Source organism: Streptomyces sp. XH2, from assembly GCF_049725035.1.
GTDB lineage: Bacteria > Actinomycetota > Actinomycetes > Streptomycetales > Streptomycetaceae > Streptomyces > Streptomyces roseoverticillatus.
The window spans coordinates 105,990-125,275 of record NZ_JBMMMZ010000004.1; the positions used below are offsets into that span (position 1 = coordinate 105,990).

General features: G+C 74.9%; 18 protein-coding genes. 9 read left to right on the forward strand and 9 right to left on the reverse strand.

The features are described 5' to 3' along the window. Positions 1-177: 177 nt before the first annotated feature. The 3 genes from ACOTKD_RS09965 to ACOTKD_RS09975 are packed head-to-tail and all read right to left on the reverse strand — an operon-like array spanning position 178 to position 2,878. Positions 178-984 carry an alpha/beta fold hydrolase gene (locus ACOTKD_RS09965; RefSeq protein WP_424888511.1) on the reverse strand — a complete coding sequence of 269 codons (807 nt, stop codon included), beginning with the start codon at positions 982-984 and terminating at the stop codon, positions 178-180. Positions 985-1,028: 44 nt separating this feature from the next. Next, on the reverse strand, positions 1,029-1,862 hold the full coding sequence (locus ACOTKD_RS09970; RefSeq protein WP_424888512.1) for an ABC transporter permease subunit: 834 nt from the start codon (positions 1,860-1,862) through the stop codon (positions 1,029-1,031). Next, positions 1,859-2,878, reverse strand: coding sequence for an ABC transporter ATP-binding protein (locus ACOTKD_RS09975; RefSeq protein ID WP_424888513.1), 1,020 nt, complete (start codon positions 2,876-2,878; stop codon positions 1,859-1,861). Before ACOTKD_RS09975 ends, ACOTKD_RS09970 begins: the two co-directional genes overlap by 4 nt. 143 nt (positions 2,879-3,021) lie before the next feature. On the opposite strand from ACOTKD_RS09975, the gene ACOTKD_RS09980 reads away from it, so the two are divergent. Then, a complete protein-coding gene (locus tag ACOTKD_RS09980; RefSeq protein WP_424888514.1) occupies positions 3,022-3,309 on the forward strand; it encodes a dsRBD fold-containing protein in 288 nt (95 codons plus the stop codon). A 77-nt stretch (positions 3,310-3,386) separates the two neighbouring features. On the opposite strand, the gene ACOTKD_RS09985 is transcribed toward ACOTKD_RS09980, so the two are convergent. After that, on the reverse strand, positions 3,387-4,427 hold the full coding sequence (locus ACOTKD_RS09985) for a hypothetical protein (RefSeq protein WP_424888515.1): 1,041 nt from the start codon (positions 4,425-4,427) through the stop codon (positions 3,387-3,389). Between the two features lie 123 nt (positions 4,428-4,550). On the opposite strand from ACOTKD_RS09985, the gene ACOTKD_RS09990 reads away from it, so the two are divergent. The 8 genes from ACOTKD_RS09990 to ACOTKD_RS10025 all read left to right on the forward strand — a co-directional run bounded on the left by ACOTKD_RS09990 (position 4,551) and on the right by ACOTKD_RS10025 (position 13,952). Beyond that, complete coding sequence (locus ACOTKD_RS09990) at positions 4,551-5,003, forward strand: MarR family winged helix-turn-helix transcriptional regulator (protein WP_424888516.1); 453 nt, start codon at positions 4,551-4,553, stop codon at positions 5,001-5,003. A 160-nt stretch (positions 5,004-5,163) separates the two neighbouring features. Further along, positions 5,164-9,051 (forward strand): helix-turn-helix domain-containing protein, encoded by a 3,888-nt coding sequence (locus tag ACOTKD_RS09995; RefSeq protein ID WP_424888517.1) that lies wholly within the window; start codon positions 5,164-5,166, stop codon positions 9,049-9,051. A gap of 195 nt (positions 9,052-9,246) precedes the next feature. Then, complete coding sequence (locus tag ACOTKD_RS10000) at positions 9,247-9,942, forward strand: CHAP domain-containing protein (RefSeq protein WP_424888518.1); 696 nt, start codon at positions 9,247-9,249, stop codon at positions 9,940-9,942. A 44-nt stretch (positions 9,943-9,986) separates the two neighbouring features. Continuing rightward, on the forward strand, positions 9,987-10,208 hold the full coding sequence (locus ACOTKD_RS10005) for a hypothetical protein (RefSeq protein ID WP_424888519.1): 222 nt from the start codon (positions 9,987-9,989) through the stop codon (positions 10,206-10,208). Positions 10,209-10,219: 11 nt separating this feature from the next. Beyond that, on the forward strand, positions 10,220-10,897 hold the full coding sequence (locus tag ACOTKD_RS10010; protein ID WP_424888520.1) for an AIM24 family protein: 678 nt from the start codon (positions 10,220-10,222) through the stop codon (positions 10,895-10,897). A 5-nt stretch (positions 10,898-10,902) separates the two neighbouring features. Then, entirely contained in the window at positions 10,903-11,565 is a 663-nt protein-coding gene (locus ACOTKD_RS10015) for a lysophospholipid acyltransferase family protein (RefSeq protein WP_424888521.1), read from the forward strand. A gap of 777 nt (positions 11,566-12,342) precedes the next feature. Beyond that, on the forward strand, positions 12,343-12,552 hold the full coding sequence (locus ACOTKD_RS10020) for an SDR family oxidoreductase (RefSeq protein ID WP_424888522.1): 210 nt from the start codon (positions 12,343-12,345) through the stop codon (positions 12,550-12,552). A gap of 107 nt (positions 12,553-12,659) precedes the next feature. Next, positions 12,660-13,952 carry a benzoate/H(+) symporter BenE family transporter gene (locus tag ACOTKD_RS10025; RefSeq protein ID WP_424888523.1) on the forward strand — a complete coding sequence of 431 codons (1,293 nt, stop codon included), beginning with the start codon at positions 12,660-12,662 and terminating at the stop codon, positions 13,950-13,952. 2 nt (positions 13,953-13,954) lie between these two features. Here ACOTKD_RS10025 and ACOTKD_RS10030 read toward each other — a convergent pair whose 3' ends face one another. From ACOTKD_RS10030 to ACOTKD_RS10050, 5 genes are all read right to left on the reverse strand, one after another. Continuing rightward, positions 13,955-14,452: a nucleoside deaminase gene (locus tag ACOTKD_RS10030; protein WP_424888524.1), complete on the reverse strand. Its 498-nt coding sequence runs from the start codon at positions 14,450-14,452 to the stop codon at positions 13,955-13,957. Positions 14,453-14,541: 89 nt separating this feature from the next. Then, complete coding sequence (cynS, locus tag ACOTKD_RS10035; protein WP_424888525.1) at positions 14,542-15,012, reverse strand: cyanase; 471 nt, start codon at positions 15,010-15,012, stop codon at positions 14,542-14,544. 101 nt (positions 15,013-15,113) lie between these two features. After that, on the reverse strand, positions 15,114-15,701 hold the full coding sequence (locus tag ACOTKD_RS10040) for a carbonic anhydrase (protein WP_424888526.1): 588 nt from the start codon (positions 15,699-15,701) through the stop codon (positions 15,114-15,116). A 134-nt stretch (positions 15,702-15,835) separates the two neighbouring features. Continuing rightward, complete coding sequence (locus tag ACOTKD_RS10045) at positions 15,836-18,250, reverse strand: SpoIIE family protein phosphatase (protein ID WP_424888803.1); 2,415 nt, start codon at positions 18,248-18,250, stop codon at positions 15,836-15,838. Between the two features lie 187 nt (positions 18,251-18,437). Further along, the gene (locus ACOTKD_RS10050) at positions 18,438-19,268 is read right to left on the reverse strand and encodes an HAD hydrolase family protein (RefSeq protein WP_424888527.1); all 831 of its coding nucleotides are present in this window, start codon (positions 19,266-19,268) and stop codon (positions 18,438-18,440) included. Positions 19,269-19,286: the final 18 nt, after the last annotated feature.

Genomic DNA, 19,286 nt, shown 5'->3' on the forward strand with positions numbered 1-19,286 from the left:
GGGATCGCGGGACGGGCCGGTCCGGCACCGCCGGGTGCGGCCGTGGTGGCTGATCGCCGCCGCGGCGGGAGAAAGCCGAGGGTCCACGCCCTCGGATCCGCCACCACGGCGGAAGAAAAGCCGGCGTCCCACGGGCTTGGAATCTCCGCCGCGGCGGACGAGGAGTGAGCTGAACCCTCAGTTCACCAGCCCCTCGCACGCTTCCAGGATCAGGCTCGCCACCGCCTCCGGTTCGCGCAGGGTCGGCAGGTGGTCGCTTCCCGCCAGTCTGACCAGGCGGCAGCCGGGGATGCGGGCTGCCATTTCCTCGTTGCAGCGGATCACCTCGGGCCGGTCCTGCTCGCCGAGAGCCAGCACGCACGGCACGTCCAGTTCGCCCAGCCGGTCGAAGGCGGGTGCGTCCTGCACCTGGTGCGGGTGATTGGTGAGCCACGCCCGGATCGCCGACCGCACGTGCGCCGCGGCCTCCTCGTCGCCGTCCGTGCCGGCGGCGCCGAAGGTCCTCAGGGCGAGCGCGACCAGGCCGTCCATGTCGCCCGCCGCGGCCAGCCTCTCGACCTCGGCCATGAAGCCGGGCACGGCGAGCCCTTCGTAGCCCGTCACGCCCGGGACCAGGAGCGCGAGCGCCGCGACCCGCGCGGGGTCGGCGAGCGCGAGGTTCACGGCGGCGGCACCGCCCATGCTGGAGCCGGCCAGGGCGACCCGGCTCAGGCCGAAGTGGTCGAGGACCGCCACCAGGTCTTCCACCACCGAGAACTTCGCCGTGGGCGCCGGGGAGTTCCCGTACCCGCGCACGTCGAAACGGATGACCCGGTGCCGCTCCACGAGGCGCGGGAGGACCGGGTCCCAGATCCTCGAGTCCGCGACGCCGGGGTGCAGCAGCACCAGCGGCAGGCCGCCCGTCTCCCTTCCCTCCCTCTTCCCTGCCCCTTCCGCGTCATCCGCCCAGACCTCACCGTCTCTGACCGACACCATCTGCTCCATGCGCCAAGTCTGCGGGCTGTGCGGCCCGTTCCACCAGGAGTGCGTCACGGGGCGAGGTCGCGGCGGGCGAGGAGGCGGAAGGCGAGGGCGATGCCCGCGGCGCCCGTGCCGGCGAGGACCGCGAGCTGTCCCCAGGGGACGGCGCCGTGGGCCAGCGCGTCACCGGGCGTGTAGTAGTGGAAGGGGCTGACGAACCGCAGGGGGGCGGCCTTCGACCAGGCCAGGGCGACGAAGTTGACCGCGAAGCCGACGGCGCCGAAGGCGATGGTGGCTCCCACGACGTGCGCCCGGCTGCGTCCCGCGGCGGAGACGGCCAGCGCGGGCCCGGTCAGGCACAGGGAGAAGCCGAAGCCCAGCAGGCCGGCCGCGAACACGCCGCTGAGCGGGACGGCGTCGTGCAGGTCCGGCGACAGCGCCACGCCGGCGGCCACGGCGAGCGTCGCGGCCGCGTTGAGCAGCAGGGAGACCAGGAGGAGCGCGCCGGTCCGCTCGGCCAGCAGCCGGGCCCGGGACACCGGCCGGACCATGAGCAGCTCCACGGTGCCCGCCTCGACGTCGGCGGCGACCGCGGCGGCGGCGAGTGAGCCGACGGCGGTCAGCTGCAGGGCGATCCAGAACGGGTGGGTGAGCCCGGCGCCCAGCAGGCCGGGGTAGCTGGCGATCGACACGTCGCCGTTCGAGCCGCTGAACGCCTTGAACGCGCCGGGCGGGTTGCGTCCGCCCGCGCCGAAGATCTGTTCCGCCGAGACGGTGGTCGTGATCACGACGATGAGAGCCTCGAAGACGACGATGCCGGCGGTCAGGGCGGCGATCATCCTGCGGCGGCGGTGCAGGGCCAGCCGCAGGAGCGGGAAACGGGAAGCGGAACGTCCGGTCATGGGAGCGCCTCCCCCGGCTCCCCCGGTTCTCCCGGCCCCTCCGACTCCCCCGGTCCCGGTCCCTCCGCCGCCGTGCCGCGGTAGAGGTCGAGGAACGCCTCGTCCAGCCCCGCCTCCTCGACCGTGACGTCCCGCACCGGAAGCGCCAGCAGCTCGCGCAGCGCGGCGACCGTCCGGTCCGGAGGGATCATGAGGACGGCCTGGTCACCGTGCCAGTCGGGCGACCAGTGGTCGGCGGCGCCGAGGGGCCGCCGGCCGAGGCCGTCGGTGAAGGTCAGCCGCACCTTGCGGGCGCGGGCCTCGCGCAGCGCGGCGACGGTCGCGGTGGTCACCAGGCGGCCGGCCCGTATGATCGCCACGCGCCGGCACGTCCGCTGCACCTCGGGCAGGACGTGGCTGGAGAGCAGGACGGTGCGGCCGGAGCGGCCGAGCTCCGCCAGGAGGGCGTAGAAGGTCTCCTGGACGAGGGGGTCGAGGCCTTCGGTGGGCTCGTCGAGGACGACGAGTTCCGGTTCGTGCTGCAGGGCCTGGACGAGGCCGAGCTTCTGCTTCATGCCGCGCGAGTACTCGCGCACGGTGCGGTCGAGGTCCGCCCCGGAGAGGTTCAGGCGCGCGCACAGCTCGGCCTGGCGGGGCGCGGGGGCGCCCTGCAGCGTCGCGAGCAGCCGCAGGGTCTCGCGGCCGGTCAGTTCGGGGTAGAGGCGCAGTTCCCCGGGGAGGTAGCCGAGGTACGGGGCGAGGCTCAGGTGCTCGGCGACCGGGTCGCGGCCGAGGACGCGGACGCTGCCCGCCGTGGGCCGCAGCAGCCCGACGATGCAGCGCATGGTGGTGGTCTTGCCCGCGCCGTTGGGCCCCAGGAAGCCGAAGACCTCGCCCTCGGCGACGCTGATGCCGAGGTCTTCGACGCCGGTCGTGCGGCCGTAGCGCTTGGTCAGCGAGACGATGTCGATGGCGTTGTGGACGGCTTCGGCGCTGTTGACGGCGTTGTCGACGGCATGGCCCATCGGTGTCCCCAAGGCTGTCTCCCGTGCGGCGTGCTCCTCTCCAGCTTGGTCCCGCGGGGGCCGGGCCGCCAGGGCTCGCGGAAGCGTCCGTGGAGGAGCGAAGCTGGAGGGGGAGCCAGCAGAAGAGGGGCGGGCTGAAGGCAGAGGAGCCGGCCATGCCGCACACAGTGGAGTGGAACGTTCACCTCGACCTGTTCGAGGAGGAGGGCACGACGAAGGCCCGCGCCACGCTCGACACCGGGACGACGACCGTCACGGGCCGCGGGGTGGCGATGTGCGCGCCGGGCGACAGGGACATCCCGGAGATCGGCGACGAGTTCGCGGCCGGCCGGGCCCTGCGGGATCTCGGCGAGCAGCTGCTGCACACCGCGGAGCACGACGTCGCCGCGGTGGGCGCGGCGCCGGAGCCCCGGAGGTCGCCGATGTACGGGTGGCCGTTGTAGGCACCCGGACCGCACGGGGCGGGCCGGGAGGCGGTCCCCGGGGCGGGCGGTGCGCCCGGCCCGGGGACCGGGGCGCCTCAGACGCCGACCGCCTCCTCCATCTCCTCCTCCGCCGCGGGCCCGGCGTCCCCGTGCCCCGCGGCGGCCGGCCGGCTCCTCCGCGACTCCGCCCACCACGCGGCGGCGGTCACGGCCAGGCCGGCGACCAGCCACAGCACCAGCGTGAGCACGTGCCCGCCGAGTCCGTTGCTGTCGAAGTAGACGAGGCTGCGGGTGCCTTCGACGAAGCCGGCGCCGTTCCAGAAGGAGTGCAGTCCGGCGAAGAAGCCGTTCTGCAGCTCGGGCCGGTACACGCCGCCCGCGCTGGTGAAGTTGAGCATGACGAAGAGCACCATCATGCCCAGGGTCGTCCAGCGCTTGAGGAAGGTGTGCAGGCCGACGCCGACGAGGAGGATGCCGGCCGAGTAGGCCCAGGCCATGCCCCACAGGCCGGCCAGGCCGTGGTCGACGAGGTGGAAGACCGGCCCGGCCAGGACCGCGCCGAGGACGCTGACGACCAGCGAGGTCGCCACCGCCAGCGCGGCCCGCAGCCGCATCGGCAGGGTCGCGCCCGCGGCGCCGAGCACGGCGACGGAGGCGTACGAGCCGATGCTGAGCGCGACCAGCAGGAAGAAGATGCCCTGGCCCGTCGGGTCGCCGTCGGCGGGCCGCGCGACGTCGGTCACCTTCAGCGGGGCGCCGGTGCGGGCCGCGACGGGCGTGAAGACCTTCTGCACGGCCACGGCGGTGGTGTCGGAGCCGGCGGAGGCGACCAGCAGTTCGGGCGTGTGCCGGTCGGGTGCGTAGGCGCCGAATATGTCCTGGTGGCGGAGGGCGCGTACGGCGGCGTCCCGGTCCGTGACGGTGCGGACGGCGAGCTTGTCCCCCGCCTTGTCGGCGATGCCGCGGGCCAGGGCGTCCGCGCCCGGCCCGGATCCCACGACGGCGACGGGGAGTTCGTGCGGTTCGGGCTGCGAGAACGCGCCGAGGTAGGCGAGGCCCATGCCGATGCACATCAGCAGCGGGGTCAGCAGGTGGGTCAGTACGTGGCGCAGCGCGCCGCGGGTGTCGGGTCCCATGGTGCTTCGTCGGCTCCCGGAAATAGTCGGCTTGCGGATGGCTTGCGAATGCTCGGAGATAGTTGGCTTTTACAACTTTACCTTTAAGTTGTACTATACAACCAGGACCCGAAAGGAAGCACCGTGCCCGACCGTGACGCGTCCCTGGAGACCATCCAGCGCGAACTGACCGCCTTCGCCCGCCGCGCGCGGGCCGCCGCGGCCCGCCTCCACCCCGAGCTGTCGCTGGTCTCCTACACCCTCCTCGCCCACCTGGAGGAGCAGGGCGGCTGCCGCGCCACGGACCTGGCGGTGCACTACCTGCTGGACAAGTCCACGGTCAGCCGGCAGATCGCGGCCCTGGAGCGGCTCGGCTTCGTCGAGCGCCGGCCCGCCCCCGAGGACCAGCGCGCCCAGGTGCTGCACCTGACCGCCCGCGGCGCCGACACGCTCGCCCAGGTCGCCGCCAACCGCCGCGACGCCTTCCGGGAGCGCCTCGGCGACTGGGACGACGCCGACCTCGACCGCTTCGCCGCCTTCCTGCTGCGCTACAACGCCTCGGGCGGGACGCCCGGCCGAGGCACCCCGCAGAGCTGACGCTCCCTCCCGGAAACGACACCTCCTCCCGAACCGAGGCACTTAGTCACTCGTTGGGCTGTTTTGTCGCCATGATGGGTGAGCCGCCCTCCCCCGACCCGCTATGCAGGCCTGGAGCGAACGACCTGCCGGCAGGCTCGGATGGAAGGGTGGGGGGACCGTGCACCCACGCGGAGACGACCGTGACCAGGGCGGCCCTTCCCCCTCCCTGGCCGCCGGCCCCGGCGAGGAGCTGCGCCGGCTGCGGCAGCAGCGGGGCATGTCGCTGGCGGGGCTGTCCCGGCTCGTGCACTACACCAAGGGCTATCTGAGCCGGGTCGAGACCGGCGAGAAGCCGATGACCCCCGAGGTGGCCCGCCGGTGCGAGGACGTCCTCGGGGCCGGCGGCGTGCTGACCCGGCTGGTGCCGGAGCCGGACGGCGGGCGCCGGTCCGCGCGGGGCGGGCTGCTGGAGGTGTGCCCGTACCGCGGCCTGGCGGCCTTCGACGCCGCCGACGCGGGCTGGTTCTTCGGCCGGGACCGGGCGACGGCCGCACTCGTCCGGCAGCTGACCGAGCGCCTGGACGGCTCCGGGCCGACCGCCGTGGTCGCGGCCTCGGGCACGGGCAAGACGTCGCTGCTGCGCGCGGGGCTGGTGCCCGAGCTGCGCCGCGGCGTGCTGCCGGTGCCCGGGTCGAGCCGCTGGCCGGTGGTGACGTTGCACCCCGGCGAGCAGCCCGTCGGGGAGCTCCTGTCCCGGCTGGCGGACGCGACCGCGGCGGACCCGGACCACTTCCGCCGGGCGCTGCGCGGTGGCGGGGCGGCCGCGCTGGCGCGGGCCGTGCACGCCGCCCTCAACCGCCGCCCCCGGCAGGCGGGGCGGCGCACGGGCGGGGCGGGCCCGGACGGGGCGGCGGCGCCCAAGCGGGCCGTGCTGGTCGTCGACCAGTTCGAGGAGGTCTTCACGCTGTGCCCGGACCCCCGGGAGCGCACGGATTTCGTCCGCGCGCTCCACGCACTGGCGACGGGCCCGGAGCCCGCCGGCGGCCGGGGCGGCTCCACGGCGCTCGTGGTCCTGGGCATGCGGGCCGACTTCTACGGCAGGTGCCTGGCCTTCCCCGAGCTGGCGGCCGCGCTGCGGACGGGCCAGCTGCCCCTGGAGCCGATGCGGGCGCAGGAGCTGCGGGACGCCGTGGTGCGGCCGGCGCAGGCGGTGGGCCTGGAGCTGGAGCCGGGCCTGGCCGAGCTGATCCTGCGCGACCTGGGGGCGGGCGGCGACGGCCTCGGGGGAAACGGCGGGGAGGCCGGCGGCGGTTACGAGCCCGGTGCGCTGCCGCTGCTGTCCCACGCCCTGCTGGCGACGTGGCAGCGGCGCCGCGGCAGGCTGCTGACCGTCGAGGGCTACCAGCAGGCCGGCGGGATCGCCGGGGCGGTCGCGGCGACGGCGGAGCGGGCGTACGGGAGGCTGTCCCCCGGCTGCCGGGAGGCCGCGCGGGCCGTCCTGCTGCAGCTGGTGCGGGTCGACCAGGACGGTCGGTCGGCGCGCCGGAGGGTGTCGCAGGAGCGGCTGTCGCAGGACCTCGGCGCGCAGGCCGGGGCGGCACTGGAGGTCGTGGAGGCGTTCACCCGGGCGCGGCTGCTGTCCGTCGACGCCGACCGGGTCACGCTGGCCCACGAGGCGGTGCTGCGGGCGTGGCCGCGGCTGCACGGGTGGATCGAGGCCGACGCCGCGGCGCTGCACGGCCTGCAGCAACTGGGCGCGGCGGCCGGGCAGTGGGAGGCGGAGGGGCGCGATCCCGCGCTGCTGCCGCGGGGCAGCAGGCTGGCGGCCGCCCGCGAGGTGGCCGCGCATCCCCTCGCGGCCGTGGGCCGGACCGAGCGGGCGTTCCTGGAGGCGGCGACCGCGCTGGCGGCGGCCGAGCAGGAGACCGAGCGCCGCCGGACCCGGCGGCTGCACCGGCTGCTGGTGTCCCTGGCCGTGCTGCTGGCGCTCACGCTGGCCGGCGGGGCGACGGCGGTGCACCAGAGCCTGCGGGCCGAGGCCGAGCGGCACGTGGCCCACTCCCAGGAGCTGGCATTCCGCGCCGTCGCGGGCGGCGCGCCCCGCCCCGAGGTGGCGATGCTGCTCGCGACGGGCGCGTGGCGCGACGCCCACACCGCGGCCGCGGCCAGCGCCGTGCTGAGCACGCAGGCGCTCCCGTACGCCGGGCGGCTGACCGGCCACCGCGAGCGCGCCTTCGCCGTGGCCTGGCTCCCCGGCGGGAAGGGGCTGCTGTCGGCGGGCGCGGACGCGACCGTACGGGAGTGGGACGCCCGTACGCACCGGCAGGTGGCGGTGACGACGAACGGGGCATCGGTCCGCGCGCTGGCCGCGGCCCGCGTCCGCGGGACGGTCGCGTGGGGCGACGAGGCGGGCGCCGTGACGCTGCGGGACCGCGCCGGCGGCCGCTCCGCACCGGTCGGCCTGCCCCCGGAGAGCAGGCACCGCGGGACCGTCCGCGGCGTGGCCCTCTCGGACCGCGGGGAGCTGCTGGCCTCGGCGGGCGAGGACGGCACGGTGCGGCTGACGCGTCTCGACGGCGGCCGGCCCCGTACGGAAGTGCGGGACGCCGGCCTGGGGTGGCTGTACGCCGTGGCCGTCAGCGGCGACGGCAGGCAGGTCGCGGCCGCCGGCCGGGACGGGCGGGTGTGGCTGCTCGACGTGCCCGGCGGGCGCGCGAGGGTCGTCGGCACGCGGGAGTTCGGCCGCGTCCGGGCCCTGGCCTTCTCACCGGACGGGCGCCGTCTGGCCACCGGCGAGTGGCAGGACCGGATCGGCCTGTGGGACACCCGCACGGGCCGGCGCGAGGCCTCCCTCGACGGCCTCTCGGACTCCGTGTTCGGCGTGGCGTTCTCGCCGGACGGCAAGCAGCTCGCCGCGGCCAGCCAGGACGACACCGCCGGCATCTGGGACATCGCCGAGCGCCGCCGCGTCGCCCAGCTCGCCAGCCACATCGGCCCCGTCCACGGCATCGCCTACGCCCCCGACGGCCGCACGCTGGCGACGTCCGGCGAGGACGGCTCGGTGCGCCTGTGGACCCCGCAGGCCGCCGTCACCACCCCGCTCCCGGGCTCGGCCTGGCAGGACGGTGCCCTCAGCCCGGACCGCTCCCTCCTCGCCCTCGCGGGCCGGGACGGCACCGTGCGGCTGCTGCGCACCGCCGACCGCGGCCTGCGCACGGTGACGGCGGGCCGGGATCCGGTGCGGGCGGTGGCGTTCAGCCCCGACGGGGCCCTCTTCGCGGCGGGCGACGAGCACGGCACCGCCACCGTGTGGCGCACCGCCGACCCCCGGCGGCCGGTCCACCGCTGGCGGGCCCACGGCCGGGCGGTCACCTCGGTGGCCTTCCGCCCCGGGGACGCCGGGGCCCTCGCGACCGCCAGTGAGGACCACAGCGCGAAGGTGTGGCGGCTCGCCGGGAGCGGTGCGCTGCCCGAGCAGTCGCTGCTGGGCCACGACGACGCCGTCTACCGCGTGCTGTTCCTCGACCGGGCGACGCTCGTCACCGGCAGCCTCGACAACACCGCCCGGATCTGGCGGCTCTCCGACGGCCGCGAGCTGCGCCGGCTGGCCGAGCACGAGGACACCGTCCTCGGCCTGGCCGCGGGCCCGCGCGGGATGCTGGCCACGGCGAGCCGCGACCACACCCTCAAGCTCTGGGATCCCGCGGGCCGCGGGAGCCTGCGCACCCTCGCCGGGCACACCGGCCCCGTCACCTCGGTGGCCTTCAACCCGGCCGGCACCCGGCTGGTGAGCACCGGCCGCGACAACACCGTGCGGATCTGGGACCCGGGCACCGGCCGGCCGCTGCTGACGCTCACCGGCCACACCGGCCGCGTCCGGTCCGCGGCCTTCCTCGGCGACGACGGGCCGGTGGTGTCCGTGGCGGAGGACGGCACGGTGCGCTGGTGGGACCTGGACGTCCCCGGCGTCCTCGCGCGCACCTGCAGGGCGCTGGGCAGCGCCACGGACCGGCCGCTCTGGGAGCGCCTCCTGCCGGACGTGCCGTACGCCCCCGGCTGCCCCTGACGCTCCCTCAGGCGGCGCTTTCCCCCACTTGCGCATCACGGCCGGTGACGGGCGGTTGCCCGCCGCCCTCGTCCACCGAGGCAACGGGCAACCCCTGTTCCGTACGGCTGCCCCGCTCCGAGACTCGAACCATGGGAAACGGGACGAACCCACCCCATGCACTGCATTCCTCCGAGTCCGAGAGAGGGAACCGCCATGGACAACCGCCGCGCTGTCGCTCCGGTCACCGCCGCGCTCCTGATCCTCGCCGGCGCCACGGCCGGTCCGGCCCTCGCCGCCGCACCCTCCGCGGCCCGCCCCCACCCCCACGCCCGTACCCTCGCCGCCACGGAACCCGGCGCCGAGGACGAGGCCGCCGAACGGCGGCGGATCGTCGACCGCACCACCGACGCCCTCACCACCCCCAAGCGCTTCCGCCTCAAGCGCGGCGGCCCCGTCCTCCGCAGCGTCCCGGGCCGCCCGGACCGGGACACCAACTACCTGGGCAAGGGCCGCAGCAACGCCAACATGAACGAGTACAACGACTTCGCGCGGAACCCGAACGCCCGCCAGTGGTGCGGGTTCTTCGCGGCGGCCATGTGGGGCCGGCGCGGCGTCCCCGCGGACCCGGGCAGCAGCCGGGCCTGGCGCACCGGCACCGGCAACCGCTGGCACCCGTACGCGGCCGACCGCCTCCCGCAGCCCGGCGACGTGCTGATGTGGGCCGGCCGGGGCACCGCGGGGCACGTCGGCGTCGTGGCCGCCGTCTCCGGCACGCGGGTCACGACCGTCGAGGGCAACACCGGCTACCACAACGACAGCATCGCCCGGCGGCACTACGAGTGGACGGGCGCCGGGCCGGTGCTCAAGGACCGGACCAAGACCATCCAGGGCTTCGCCTCCCGCTTCTGATCCCCCGAGACCCGCGATTCCGCGATTCCGCAAAGGACACCGCCATGGACACCCGCCCCTCCGCCCCCACCGGTCTCCGCCGCACCGGCGCGGCGCTCCTCACCGCCCTCACGCTCGCCGGCGGTGCCGTCGCCGCCACGTGCACGACGACCGTGACCGTCACGGCCACGACGACGGCCACCGGCGGCACGGACGGCGCCGCCGGGGTGTGTCCGCCCGCGTCCGTGCCGGTTCGCGCCGTTGCCTCCCGGCCTGTCCATGGGTGATCATGCGGTCCATGCACAGCGACCTCTTCGCCCACCAGAACATGGCCAAGCCGGCCGCCGCCCCCGGCATGGCCGTCCACAACGCCAAGTCCATCGTCTACGCGGTCGACGGCGAGTGCTACGCACGCCAGGGCTCGATGGTCGCCTTCCGCGGTGACCTGCAGTTCGAGAAGCTCGGCCAGGGCGTCGGCAACTTCCTCAAGCGCGCCGTGACCGGCGAGGGCCTCGCCCTCATGGCCGTGCGGGGCCGCGGCGAGGTCTGGTTCGCGCACGAGGCCGAGAACTGCTTCATCGTCGAGATAGCCCCCGGCGAGAGCCTCACCGTCAACGGCCGCAACGTGCTGTGCTTCGACCCGACCCTCTCCTACGAGATCCAGACCGTGAAGGGCGCGGGCATGACGGGCGGCGGGCTCTTCAACTCCGTCTTCAGCGGCCACGGGAAGCTCGGGGTGATGTGCGAGGGCAACCCCATCGTCATCCCCGTCTCCGCGCAGGCCCCCGTGTACGTGGACACCGACGCCGTCGTCGGCTGGTCCACCGCGCTGCGCACCTCGCTGCACCGCTCCCAGAGCCTGGGCTCGATGCTGCGCGGCGGCTCGGGCGAGGCCGTCCAGCTCAAGCTGGAGGGCGAGGGCTTCGTGATCGTCCGGCCCAGCGAGGCGAAGCCGCAGAAGCCGCAGAACGGCTGAGGCCGGTGCTCGGCCGGCTCGCCTCCGCCGTGGTGCCCGCCCTCGGGCGGCTCACCGTCACGTCCGACGCCGGCGCCGTGCTGGCGCCCGGCAGCATCATCGCGGCCAACCACACCTCGCTGGCCGACCCCGCGGTCGTGCTCGCCGCGCTCCACCGGCTCGGCGCCGCCCCGGTCGCCCTGGCCGCCGCCGGCCTGTGGCGGATCCCGCTGCTCGGACGGATGCTCACCCGCGAGGGCTACGTGCCCGTCCACCGCAACGACCCGCGGGCGGTGCGGGCGCTCGACGGCGCGGCGGCCGCGCTCGCGGACGGGCGGCTCGTGCTCATCTACGGGGAGGGCGCCGTCCCCCGCCGCAAGGACGCCGGCGAGGCGGCGCCCCGCCCCTTCCGCGGCGGGCTCGCCCACCTCGCCCTCACCACCGGCGCCCCCGTCGTGCCGCTCGGCCAGGCGGGGGCCCGGCGCGTCACCTGCGGCAGCCGCCCCAAGCAGCTCGCCGGACTGCTCACCGCGCCCGTGCGCCGGCCCGCCCTGCACGTGCACATCGGCGCACCCGTGCGGCTGACCGGTGACCGGGCGTCGGCCACCGCGCACGCCCGCACGGCGGTGACCAGCGCCTGGCGCACCGCCGCGGAACGCATAGGAGAGCCGGTCGGCCTGGCGGCCTGAGGGCCGCCCGGGCCGCGCCCGGCCGCGTCTCGCCTAGCGTCTGGCCTGGGGGTCGTCGCACCCCTGGCCGGTGCCGCCCTTCCCTTCCGGAGCGATCTCCGAGGCCCAGCCCTCGGGGGGCTCCTGGTACGGGCTGCAGGTCCCGCACGAGGCACACGTCCACCTGCCGTGTACCCCGAGGACGACGGACCCGCAGCCACTACAGGTGTTGGTGGTGTAGTAGGGCTCGCCGGGTGCGGCGTGTGAGCGCCATGCCTGCTCTTCCATGTCACCCAGACTGCCATGAACACTGTGAGCACGAGGACTTCCCGTCGGGACCGTTGATGGTCGACGCGCCACATTCGGGACAGTTCATGACCCCCCTTCCTGCCTGCGGCGCTTGCCGAGCAGCAGTCAGAAGCCGGTCGCCCGGCCGTAGTTGAGCCTTGGTGCCTTCACCATCGGCCAACTGGAGCGAAGGCACCAGACACCGCGCCCGAAGTGTGATAAGCGCGATGCCGACCGGCGACGGCCGCCCCGCCCGGCCTCCCGCGGCCCGCGGGGCCCCGGCAGCGCCTTCGGCCGCCCGGCCCAGTGACACGCACCGGCACGACGGGGATGCGCGCCGTCGCCCGCCCCCGCCCCCGGCGTCGGGCCGGACGCCACGTACGAGCGCGAGGAGGGCCCTGGGGCCGGTGTTCCGGACGGAAAGGCCGCCCTCGTGACGGGCGGCTCGGCCAATCTCGGGAAGCGTTTCGCCACCGCCCTCGCCCAGGACGGCGCCGACCGGTCAACTGCGTGGCACCGGGCCCGCTCAAGACCAGCTTCTTCCACCCGGCCGAGACCGACGAGAACATCGCCCGGCTCAAGGGCATGAGCGTCAACGGCGACATCGGCGACCCGGACGACGACGTCCCCGTCGTCCGCTTCCCGGCCTCCCCCGAGGCGCGGTGGGTGACCGCACAGACCGTCTACGTCAACGGGGGCCTCGTCTCGCCGGCCGGCTGACCCTCACCGGGGTCCTGGCCGTGGCCCCGGTCGCCGTACCGGCCCCCGGTCCCGGCGCATCCGCAATCCGGTTGACAAAGATCAACCCGTGTAGTGGATTCGCCACCGTGCACTCCCCTCAACTCACCCCCCTCACAAAGCTCTCCCGGCACATACGCTCCGCCGCTCCCGCGGACGCCGTCACGGCGGGCTTCCTCGCCGTGCTCATCGGCATCACGAGCTCCGTGGCCATCGTCGTCACCGCGGCGCAGGCCGCGGGGGCCACCAGCGCCCAGCTCACCTCCTGGATGTTCGCCCTGGGCATCGGCATGGGCGTCACCTGCGCCGGGCTCTCGCTGCGGTACCGGGCGCCGGTGGTCACGGCGTGGTCCACGCCCGGCGCGGCGCTGCTGGCGACCGGTCTGCACGGCGTGTCGATGGCGCAGGCCGTCGGCGCGTTCCTGCTCTCGGCGGTCCTGGTGATCGTCAGCGGCGCGACCGGCTGGTTCGAGCGCGTCATGGACCGGATCCCGGTGCCCCTCGCGTCGGCGCTCCTGGCCGGTGTCCTCGTGCAGTTCGGCACCGGTCTGTTCACGAAGATGCAGCAGGACTTCGCCGTGGTGTTCCCGATGTTCGCGGTGTACCTGGCCTGCAAGCGCCTGCTCCCCCGGTACGCGGTCATCGGCGCGCTGGCCGCCGGCGTCGCGGTGAGCGCGGTCCGGGGCGAATGGCGGCTGCAGGGGCTGCACGTGGCGCTCGCCGAACCCGTCTTCGTGCGCCCCGAGTTCTCCTGGCAGGTGCTGATCGGCGTGGGGCTGCCGCTGTACGTGGTCACCATGGCCTCGCAGAACCTGCCGGGCGTGGCCGTGCTGCGCGGCGCCGGCTACCGCACGCCGGTCTCACCGCTGCTGACCTGGACCGGGATCGTCAACGCGGTGCTGGCCCCGTTCGGCTGCTTCGGGCTGAACCTGGCCGCGATCACCGCCGCGATCTGCACGGGCCCGGACGCCCACCGCGATCCCCGCAGGCGCTACCTGGCGTCCGTCTGGGCGGGTCTGTTCTACGTGACGGTGGGCTTGTTCGGCGGCGTGGTGGGCTGGCTGCTCACCGCCATGCCCACCGCCCTGGTGATGGGCATCGCCGGGCTCGGCCTCCTGGGCACGATCGGCTCCTCCCTGACGGCCTCCCTGGCGGACGAGCGCATGCGGGAACCCGCGATCGTCACCTTCCTCGCCACCGCCTCGGGAATCACCCTGGCCGGCATCGGCTCGACGTTCTGGGGACTGCTGGCCGGGGTGCTGGCCATGTTCGTCCTGGGCGGACGGCGCCGCAGGAGGACCGCGGCGCCGGAGCAGGAACGGGAAGGGGGGCGGGAGCCCCGGCAGGCGGAGGAACCCCTGCCGGAGGGCGCGCCCCGCTGACGTCAGGCGGTGGGCGCCCCGGCCACGCGGCGTTCGCCGCCGTTGCGCTCCTGCCAGGCCCGGTAGACGGCGGTGGCGGCGTCGCGGGGCTCGTGGCGCATCGGCAGGCGGCGCTCGCTCCAGTCCTTGGCGAACTCCGCGTAGAAGGTGTTCAGCTCGAAGTACTTGCGGTCGTCCACGTAGTGGGGCTCGTAGTCGTCGCGCCCGGTGAGGAAGACGACCTCGTCGGGGCTGCAGTAGTACAGCGACCCCAGGCACATCGGGCACGGGTGCGCGAGCACGTAGATCGTGGCGCCGGTGAGGTGCTCGGTGCCCAGCCGGGTGCAGGCCTCGCGGATGGCGAGGATCTCGGCGTGCGCGGTCGGGTCGGAGGTCTGGGCGACCAGATTGGGGCTCTCGGCGAGGATCTCGCCGTCCTTGACGATGACGGTCGCGAAGGGGCGGCCGCCTTCCTCGACGTTCCTGCGGGCGATGTCGATGGTGCGCTGGATGAAGTCCATGGGGTGCGTGCTCCTGGAGTGGTGCGGTGCGGTCCGCCCGCGCCCGGCGGGGGGCCGGGGGGGGGCGCACGGCCGGGAGGGCCGGTCCGTCAGAAGGGCTTCGTCGGCAGGTACTTGCCGTCGAACGTGATCACGGCGCGCTCGCCGCCCTCGGGGTCGGCGACCTTCTTCACGTCCAGCTTGAAGTTGATCGCGCTGATGATGCCGTCGCCGAACTGCTCGTGGACGAGGGCCTTGAGGGTCGTGCCGTAGACCTGGAGCATCTCGTAGAAGCGGTAGATGGTCGGGTCGGTCGGTATGCCACCGGGGATGGAGCCGCGGGTGGGAATGGTCTGCAGCGCCGTCGCGTCGTCGGCGTCCAGGCCCAGGAGCCCGGCGACGGCCTCGGCCGAGGCCGCGGGGAGCGGGTGCTGGCCGAGGACGGCGGCGGTGACGAAGGCGACCGAGAGGCCCGCGGCGTCGGCGATCTGCTGCCAGGACAGGTCCTTGCGGACCTTGGCCTCGACGGCCTTGGCGGCCAGGGCCTGACGGGCGGCGGGGTCGAACTGGGCGTGGATCATGGGAGGGGTTCCTTCCGTGGGTGGGAGTCCGTGAGCGGGAATCCGTGGGTGAGGAGTCGCGCATGACGGGTCATGCGCGGCGGAGGGGAATGGACGAGCGGTCAGGCCGCTGCGGTGAAGGGGCTCGCGACGTCGAGTTCCTCGACTGTTCCGCTGCCGATGTCGTAACACCAGCCGTGCAGCGTGACCGTGCCCTGCGCGAGGGCGCGGGCCACCGACGGGTGGGTGACCAGATTCGCCAGCTGGGCGCGGACGTTGCTCCGCACGAGAGCGTCCACCCCGGCGACCGTGGTGCGGGCCCGTGCGGCGTCCGCGTGGCGCAGCCAGTCGGCGGTCGTCGGCAGGGTGCCCAGGTCGTGGCCTTCGGCCAGGGCGGTCATCGCGCCGCAGGCGGAGTGTCCGCAGACGACGATCTCGGTGACGCCCAGAGCGGCGACCGCGTACTCGATGCTGGCCGCGATGCCGTCCGTACGGGGCGCGTAGGCGGGAACGAGATTGCCGGCCGTGCGGATGACGAACAGCTCGCCGGGCTCGCTCTGGGTGATCAGCTCCGGCACCACGCGGGCGTCGGAGCAGCTGATGAACAGCGTCGTCGGCCGGTGCGTCGTGGCGAGGCCGGCGAAGAGCCCGGCCTTGGCGGGATAGACGTCCCGCTGGAAGCGCGCGACGCCCTGGGTGAGGTCCTGCATGGTCACTCCTTCGGTGGTTGCCGGCCCCGTGGGCTGACGTGTTCCACCATGCACGACCAGGCTCTATAGAGTCCAAGAGTTGGAACCCATGAAACCTATAGACCTCATCTATAGGTGCGTCCGCGGGCGCGCCCTCACGGCAGCAGCTGCTCCGTCCAGACCGTCTTGCCCTCGCGCCCGTAGCGCGTGCCCCAGCGCTCGGTGAGCTGGGCGACGAGGAAGAGCCCGCGGCCTCCCTCGTCGGTCGTGCGGGCCCGGCGCAGGTGGGGGGCGGTGCTGCTGGTGTCGGAGACCTCGCAGATGAGGCGGGGGCCGCGGATGAGCCGCAGGGTGACGGGCCCGCCGGCGTAGCGGTAGGCGTTGGTGACGAGTTCGCTGACGATGAGCTCGGTGGTGAAGGCCAGCTCGTCGAGCCCCCAGGCGCTGAGCTGCCCGGCCATCAGCGTGCGGGCCCGCCCGGCGGCTCGCGGGTCCGCCGGCAGCGTCCAGGTGGCCACGCAGTGCTCGGGCAGCACGCGGGTGCGGGCGAGGAGGAGGGCGACGTCGTCGCCCGGTTCGGCGGGCAGGAGGGCGTCCACGACGGCCTTGGCCGTCTCGTCCACCCGGCAGCCGGGGCGGGCGAGTTCCCGCGAGAGGCGGTCGAGCGCTTCGTCGACGTCGAGGGCGGGGATCTGGATGAGGCCGTTGGTGAAGAGGGCCAAAAGGCTGCCTTCGGGCAGTTCGAGCTCGGTCGCCTCGAAGGGCAGTCCGCCGAGGCCGAGCGGCGGCCCGGCGGGGAGGTCGGGGAAGCTCACCTTCCCGTCGGGGGTCACGACGGCCGGGGGCGGGTGGCCGGCGCGCGCGAGGGAGCAGCAGCGGGAGACCGGGTCGTAGACCGCGTAGAGGCAGCTGGCGCCGGTGACCTGGTCGAGGGGGAAGTCGCGGCTGTTGTGCTCCTGTTCGGCGGCGAGGCCGTGCACGAGGTCGTCGAGGTGGGAGAGGACCTCGTCGGGGTCGAGGTCGAGTTCGGCCAGCGTGTGGACGGCGGTGCGCAGACGGCCCATGGTGGCCGCGGCGTCGATGCCGTGCCCGATCACGTCGCCGACGACGAGGGCGACGCGCGCCCCGGACAGCGGGATGACGTCGAACCAGTCCCCGCCGACGCCTTCCACCGCGCCCGCGGGGATGTACTGGTGGGCGACCTCGGCGGCGGGCAGCTCGGGCAGCTCGCCGGGGAGCAGGCGGACCTGCAGGGTGAGGGCCGCCTGGTGCTGGCGGGTGTAGCGGCGGGCGTTGTCGATGCAGACGGCGGCGCGGGCGGCGAACTCTCCCGCGAGGGTGAGGTCGTCCTCCTCGAACGGCTCGGGGGAGCCGGAGCGCCAGAGGCTGACGAGCCCGAGGACGAGACCGCGGGCGGCCAGCGGCAGCATCATGACGGAGTGGGTGCCCAGGGCGCGGGCCGCATCGGCGCGTTCCTGCGCGACGGCCGCGTAGTCCTCGATCGTGCGGACCTCGGGCACGAGGACGGGGGTCTGCTCGGCGAGGCACCGCCCCTGGGGGGTCTCCGGGGCGAAGCGGATGAGGCTGCCCAGCGGGTTGAGGGCCTCCTCGGCGCCGGGGGTGTCGGTCCTGATGGCCGTCCGCCGTACGGGCCCGAAGCCGTCCTGCGAGGGCTCCTCGCCGCGGCTGACGGGGTCGAGGAGGTCGACGGTGACGCAGTCGGCGAGTTCGGGGACGAGGACGTCGGCCAGCTCATGAGCGGTGGTGACGACGTCCAGGGTGGTGCCGATGCGGGCGCCCGCCTCGTTGAGCAGGTCCAGCCGGAGCCTGGCCCGCTCCCGTTCGGTGACGTCTTCGACCAATTGGGTGACGCCGAGGATCTCCCCGGCGGAATCCTCCATACGGAACGCGGAGACGGAGACGTAGCGGACGCGGGAGGGGTCGCTGCGCAGCCGGCACGGCTGATCGGTGAAGATCATCGGCTGTCCGGTGTCCAGGACGTGCCGCAGTCCGCGCTCCACGGTCTCCGTGTCGGCCGCCACGACGAAGTCGCCCGTCCTGCGGCCGCGCGCCTGCTCGGCGGTGATGCCGCCGATCCGGGCGACGGCCCGGTTGACCCGCAGGATGCTGAGGTCGGGGGCGTGGACGGCCAGGCCGATGGGCGCACGCCGGAACAGCCCGTCGAGGACCGACCGGTCCGTCTCCCACTGGATCACGTCCTGCGCGGGCGCGCCGACCAGGAACCACTCGCAGTCGGGGCTGCCGCGGGTGACGCAGCGGGCCCGGACGCCCATGGGGATGCGCCGGCCGTCGCGGTGGCGTACGGGGACGACGCCGAACCAGCCGGACGCCTGCGAGCACGCGGCCGCCGCGGCCACGACCCGCTCCCGGTCGGCGGGGTCCACCAGCACGTCGAGCGCGGGCCGGCCGATCACGTCCGCGTCGCGGTGGCCGAGGAGGGCCTCGGCGCGGTCGCCCCAGCCCACGACGGTGCCCCGGTGGTCCAGGACGGCCGAGACCGAGTTGCCGACCGAGAAGGGGTCCTCGGGGCTCTCGTGGAAGCGCGTCATGGGTTCGTCCGTCACACAGGGCCTCCTTCCGCCGGACGCGCCGCGGCTGCCGTCTCCTGCTTCCACAGTGATGCGTGCGGGGCGTCGGCGCTTGCCGGCCGCCGGGCCGGGGGTGGCGCGCACAGGTGGCACGCGCTCCCCCGGACGGCGCAAGGCGTGCCGCGGGAGGGCCGTGCGGAGGCCCTCCTCAGGCCGTGCCGAAGAGCTGCTCCAGTACGGCGGCGACGCCGTCCTCCTCGTTGGTGGCGGTGTGCCGCCGCACGGAGGCGAGGACCGCCGGGTGGGCGTTGCCCATGGCGTAGCCGGTGCCCGCCCAGGTCAGGATGGTGAGGTCGTTGGGCATGTCGCCGAAGGCGACGACGTCGGCGGCGGTGATGCCGCGGCCGGCGCACAGTCCGGAGAGCGTGCCGGCCTTGGTGACGCCGGGCGCGCTGACCTCCAGGAGCCCGCGCCCGCCGGAGTGGGTGAACTGGGCCTCGGCGCCCGCGGCTTCCTGGGCGGCGGCGAGCAGGTGGTCCGCGTCGAGCCGATCCGACCAGGCGAGGAGCTTGGCGATGGGGACGTCGGCGGTCCACAGGTCGGCGAGGGACGCCACGGGCGACTCCGCCCCGGCGTCCTCGGGGAGGCGCAGCCGGTACGCCGGCTCGTAGAGGACCCGGTGGCCGGTCTCGACGGCGTAGCCCACGTCGGGCAGGGCGGCCGACAGGACGGTCACGACCTTGCGGGCGACGGCGACGGGCAGGGCGCGGGAGGCGGTGACGGTGCGGGACGCGAGGTCGTAGACGAGGGCGCCGTTGCTGCAGACCGCGGTGCCGGTGAGGCCGGTCGCGGCGGCGAGGCGGTCGGCGAAGCGGGGCGGGCGGGCGGTGACGAAGACGACCTCGGCGCCGGCCCCGGTGGCGGTGCGGAGCGCGCGCAGGGTGCGCGGGGAGAGGGTGCCGTCGTTGCGGAGGAGGGTGCCGTCGAGGTCGGTGGCTATCAGGCGGGGGCCCGGGCGGCCGGGGCGAGGGCGAGTCATTTCCCCACGTTACCCGCG

Coding starts and splice junctions, on each gene's coding strand:
- ACOTKD_RS09965 (WP_424888511.1), bottom strand. CDS start 984: ATGGAGCAGATGGTGTCGGTCAGAGACGGTGAGGTCTGGGCGGATGAC.
- ACOTKD_RS09970 (WP_424888512.1), bottom strand. CDS start 1,862: ATGACCGGACGTTCCGCTTCCCGTTTCCCGCTCCTGCGGCTGGCCCTG.
- ACOTKD_RS09980 (WP_424888514.1), top strand. CDS start 3,022: ATGCCGCACACAGTGGAGTGGAACGTTCACCTCGACCTGTTCGAGGAG.
- ACOTKD_RS09985 (WP_424888515.1), bottom strand. CDS start 4,427: ATGGGACCCGACACCCGCGGCGCGCTGCGCCACGTACTGACCCACCTG.
- ACOTKD_RS10000 (WP_424888518.1), top strand. CDS start 9,247: ATGGACAACCGCCGCGCTGTCGCTCCGGTCACCGCCGCGCTCCTGATC.
- ACOTKD_RS10005 (WP_424888519.1), top strand. CDS start 9,987: ATGGACACCCGCCCCTCCGCCCCCACCGGTCTCCGCCGCACCGGCGCG.
- ACOTKD_RS10010 (WP_424888520.1), top strand. CDS start 10,220: ATGCACAGCGACCTCTTCGCCCACCAGAACATGGCCAAGCCGGCCGCC.
- ACOTKD_RS10030 (WP_424888524.1), bottom strand. CDS start 14,452: ATGGACTTCATCCAGCGCACCATCGACATCGCCCGCAGGAACGTCGAG.
- cynS (WP_424888525.1), bottom strand. CDS start 15,012: ATGATCCACGCCCAGTTCGACCCCGCCGCCCGTCAGGCCCTGGCCGCC.
- ACOTKD_RS10040 (WP_424888526.1), bottom strand. CDS start 15,701: ATGCAGGACCTCACCCAGGGCGTCGCGCGCTTCCAGCGGGACGTCTAT.
- ACOTKD_RS10045 (WP_424888803.1), bottom strand. CDS start 18,250: ATGACGCGCTTCCACGAGAGCCCCGAGGACCCCTTCTCGGTCGGCAAC.
- ACOTKD_RS10050 (WP_424888527.1), bottom strand. CDS start 19,268: ATGACTCGCCCTCGCCCCGGCCGCCCGGGCCCCCGCCTGATAGCCACC.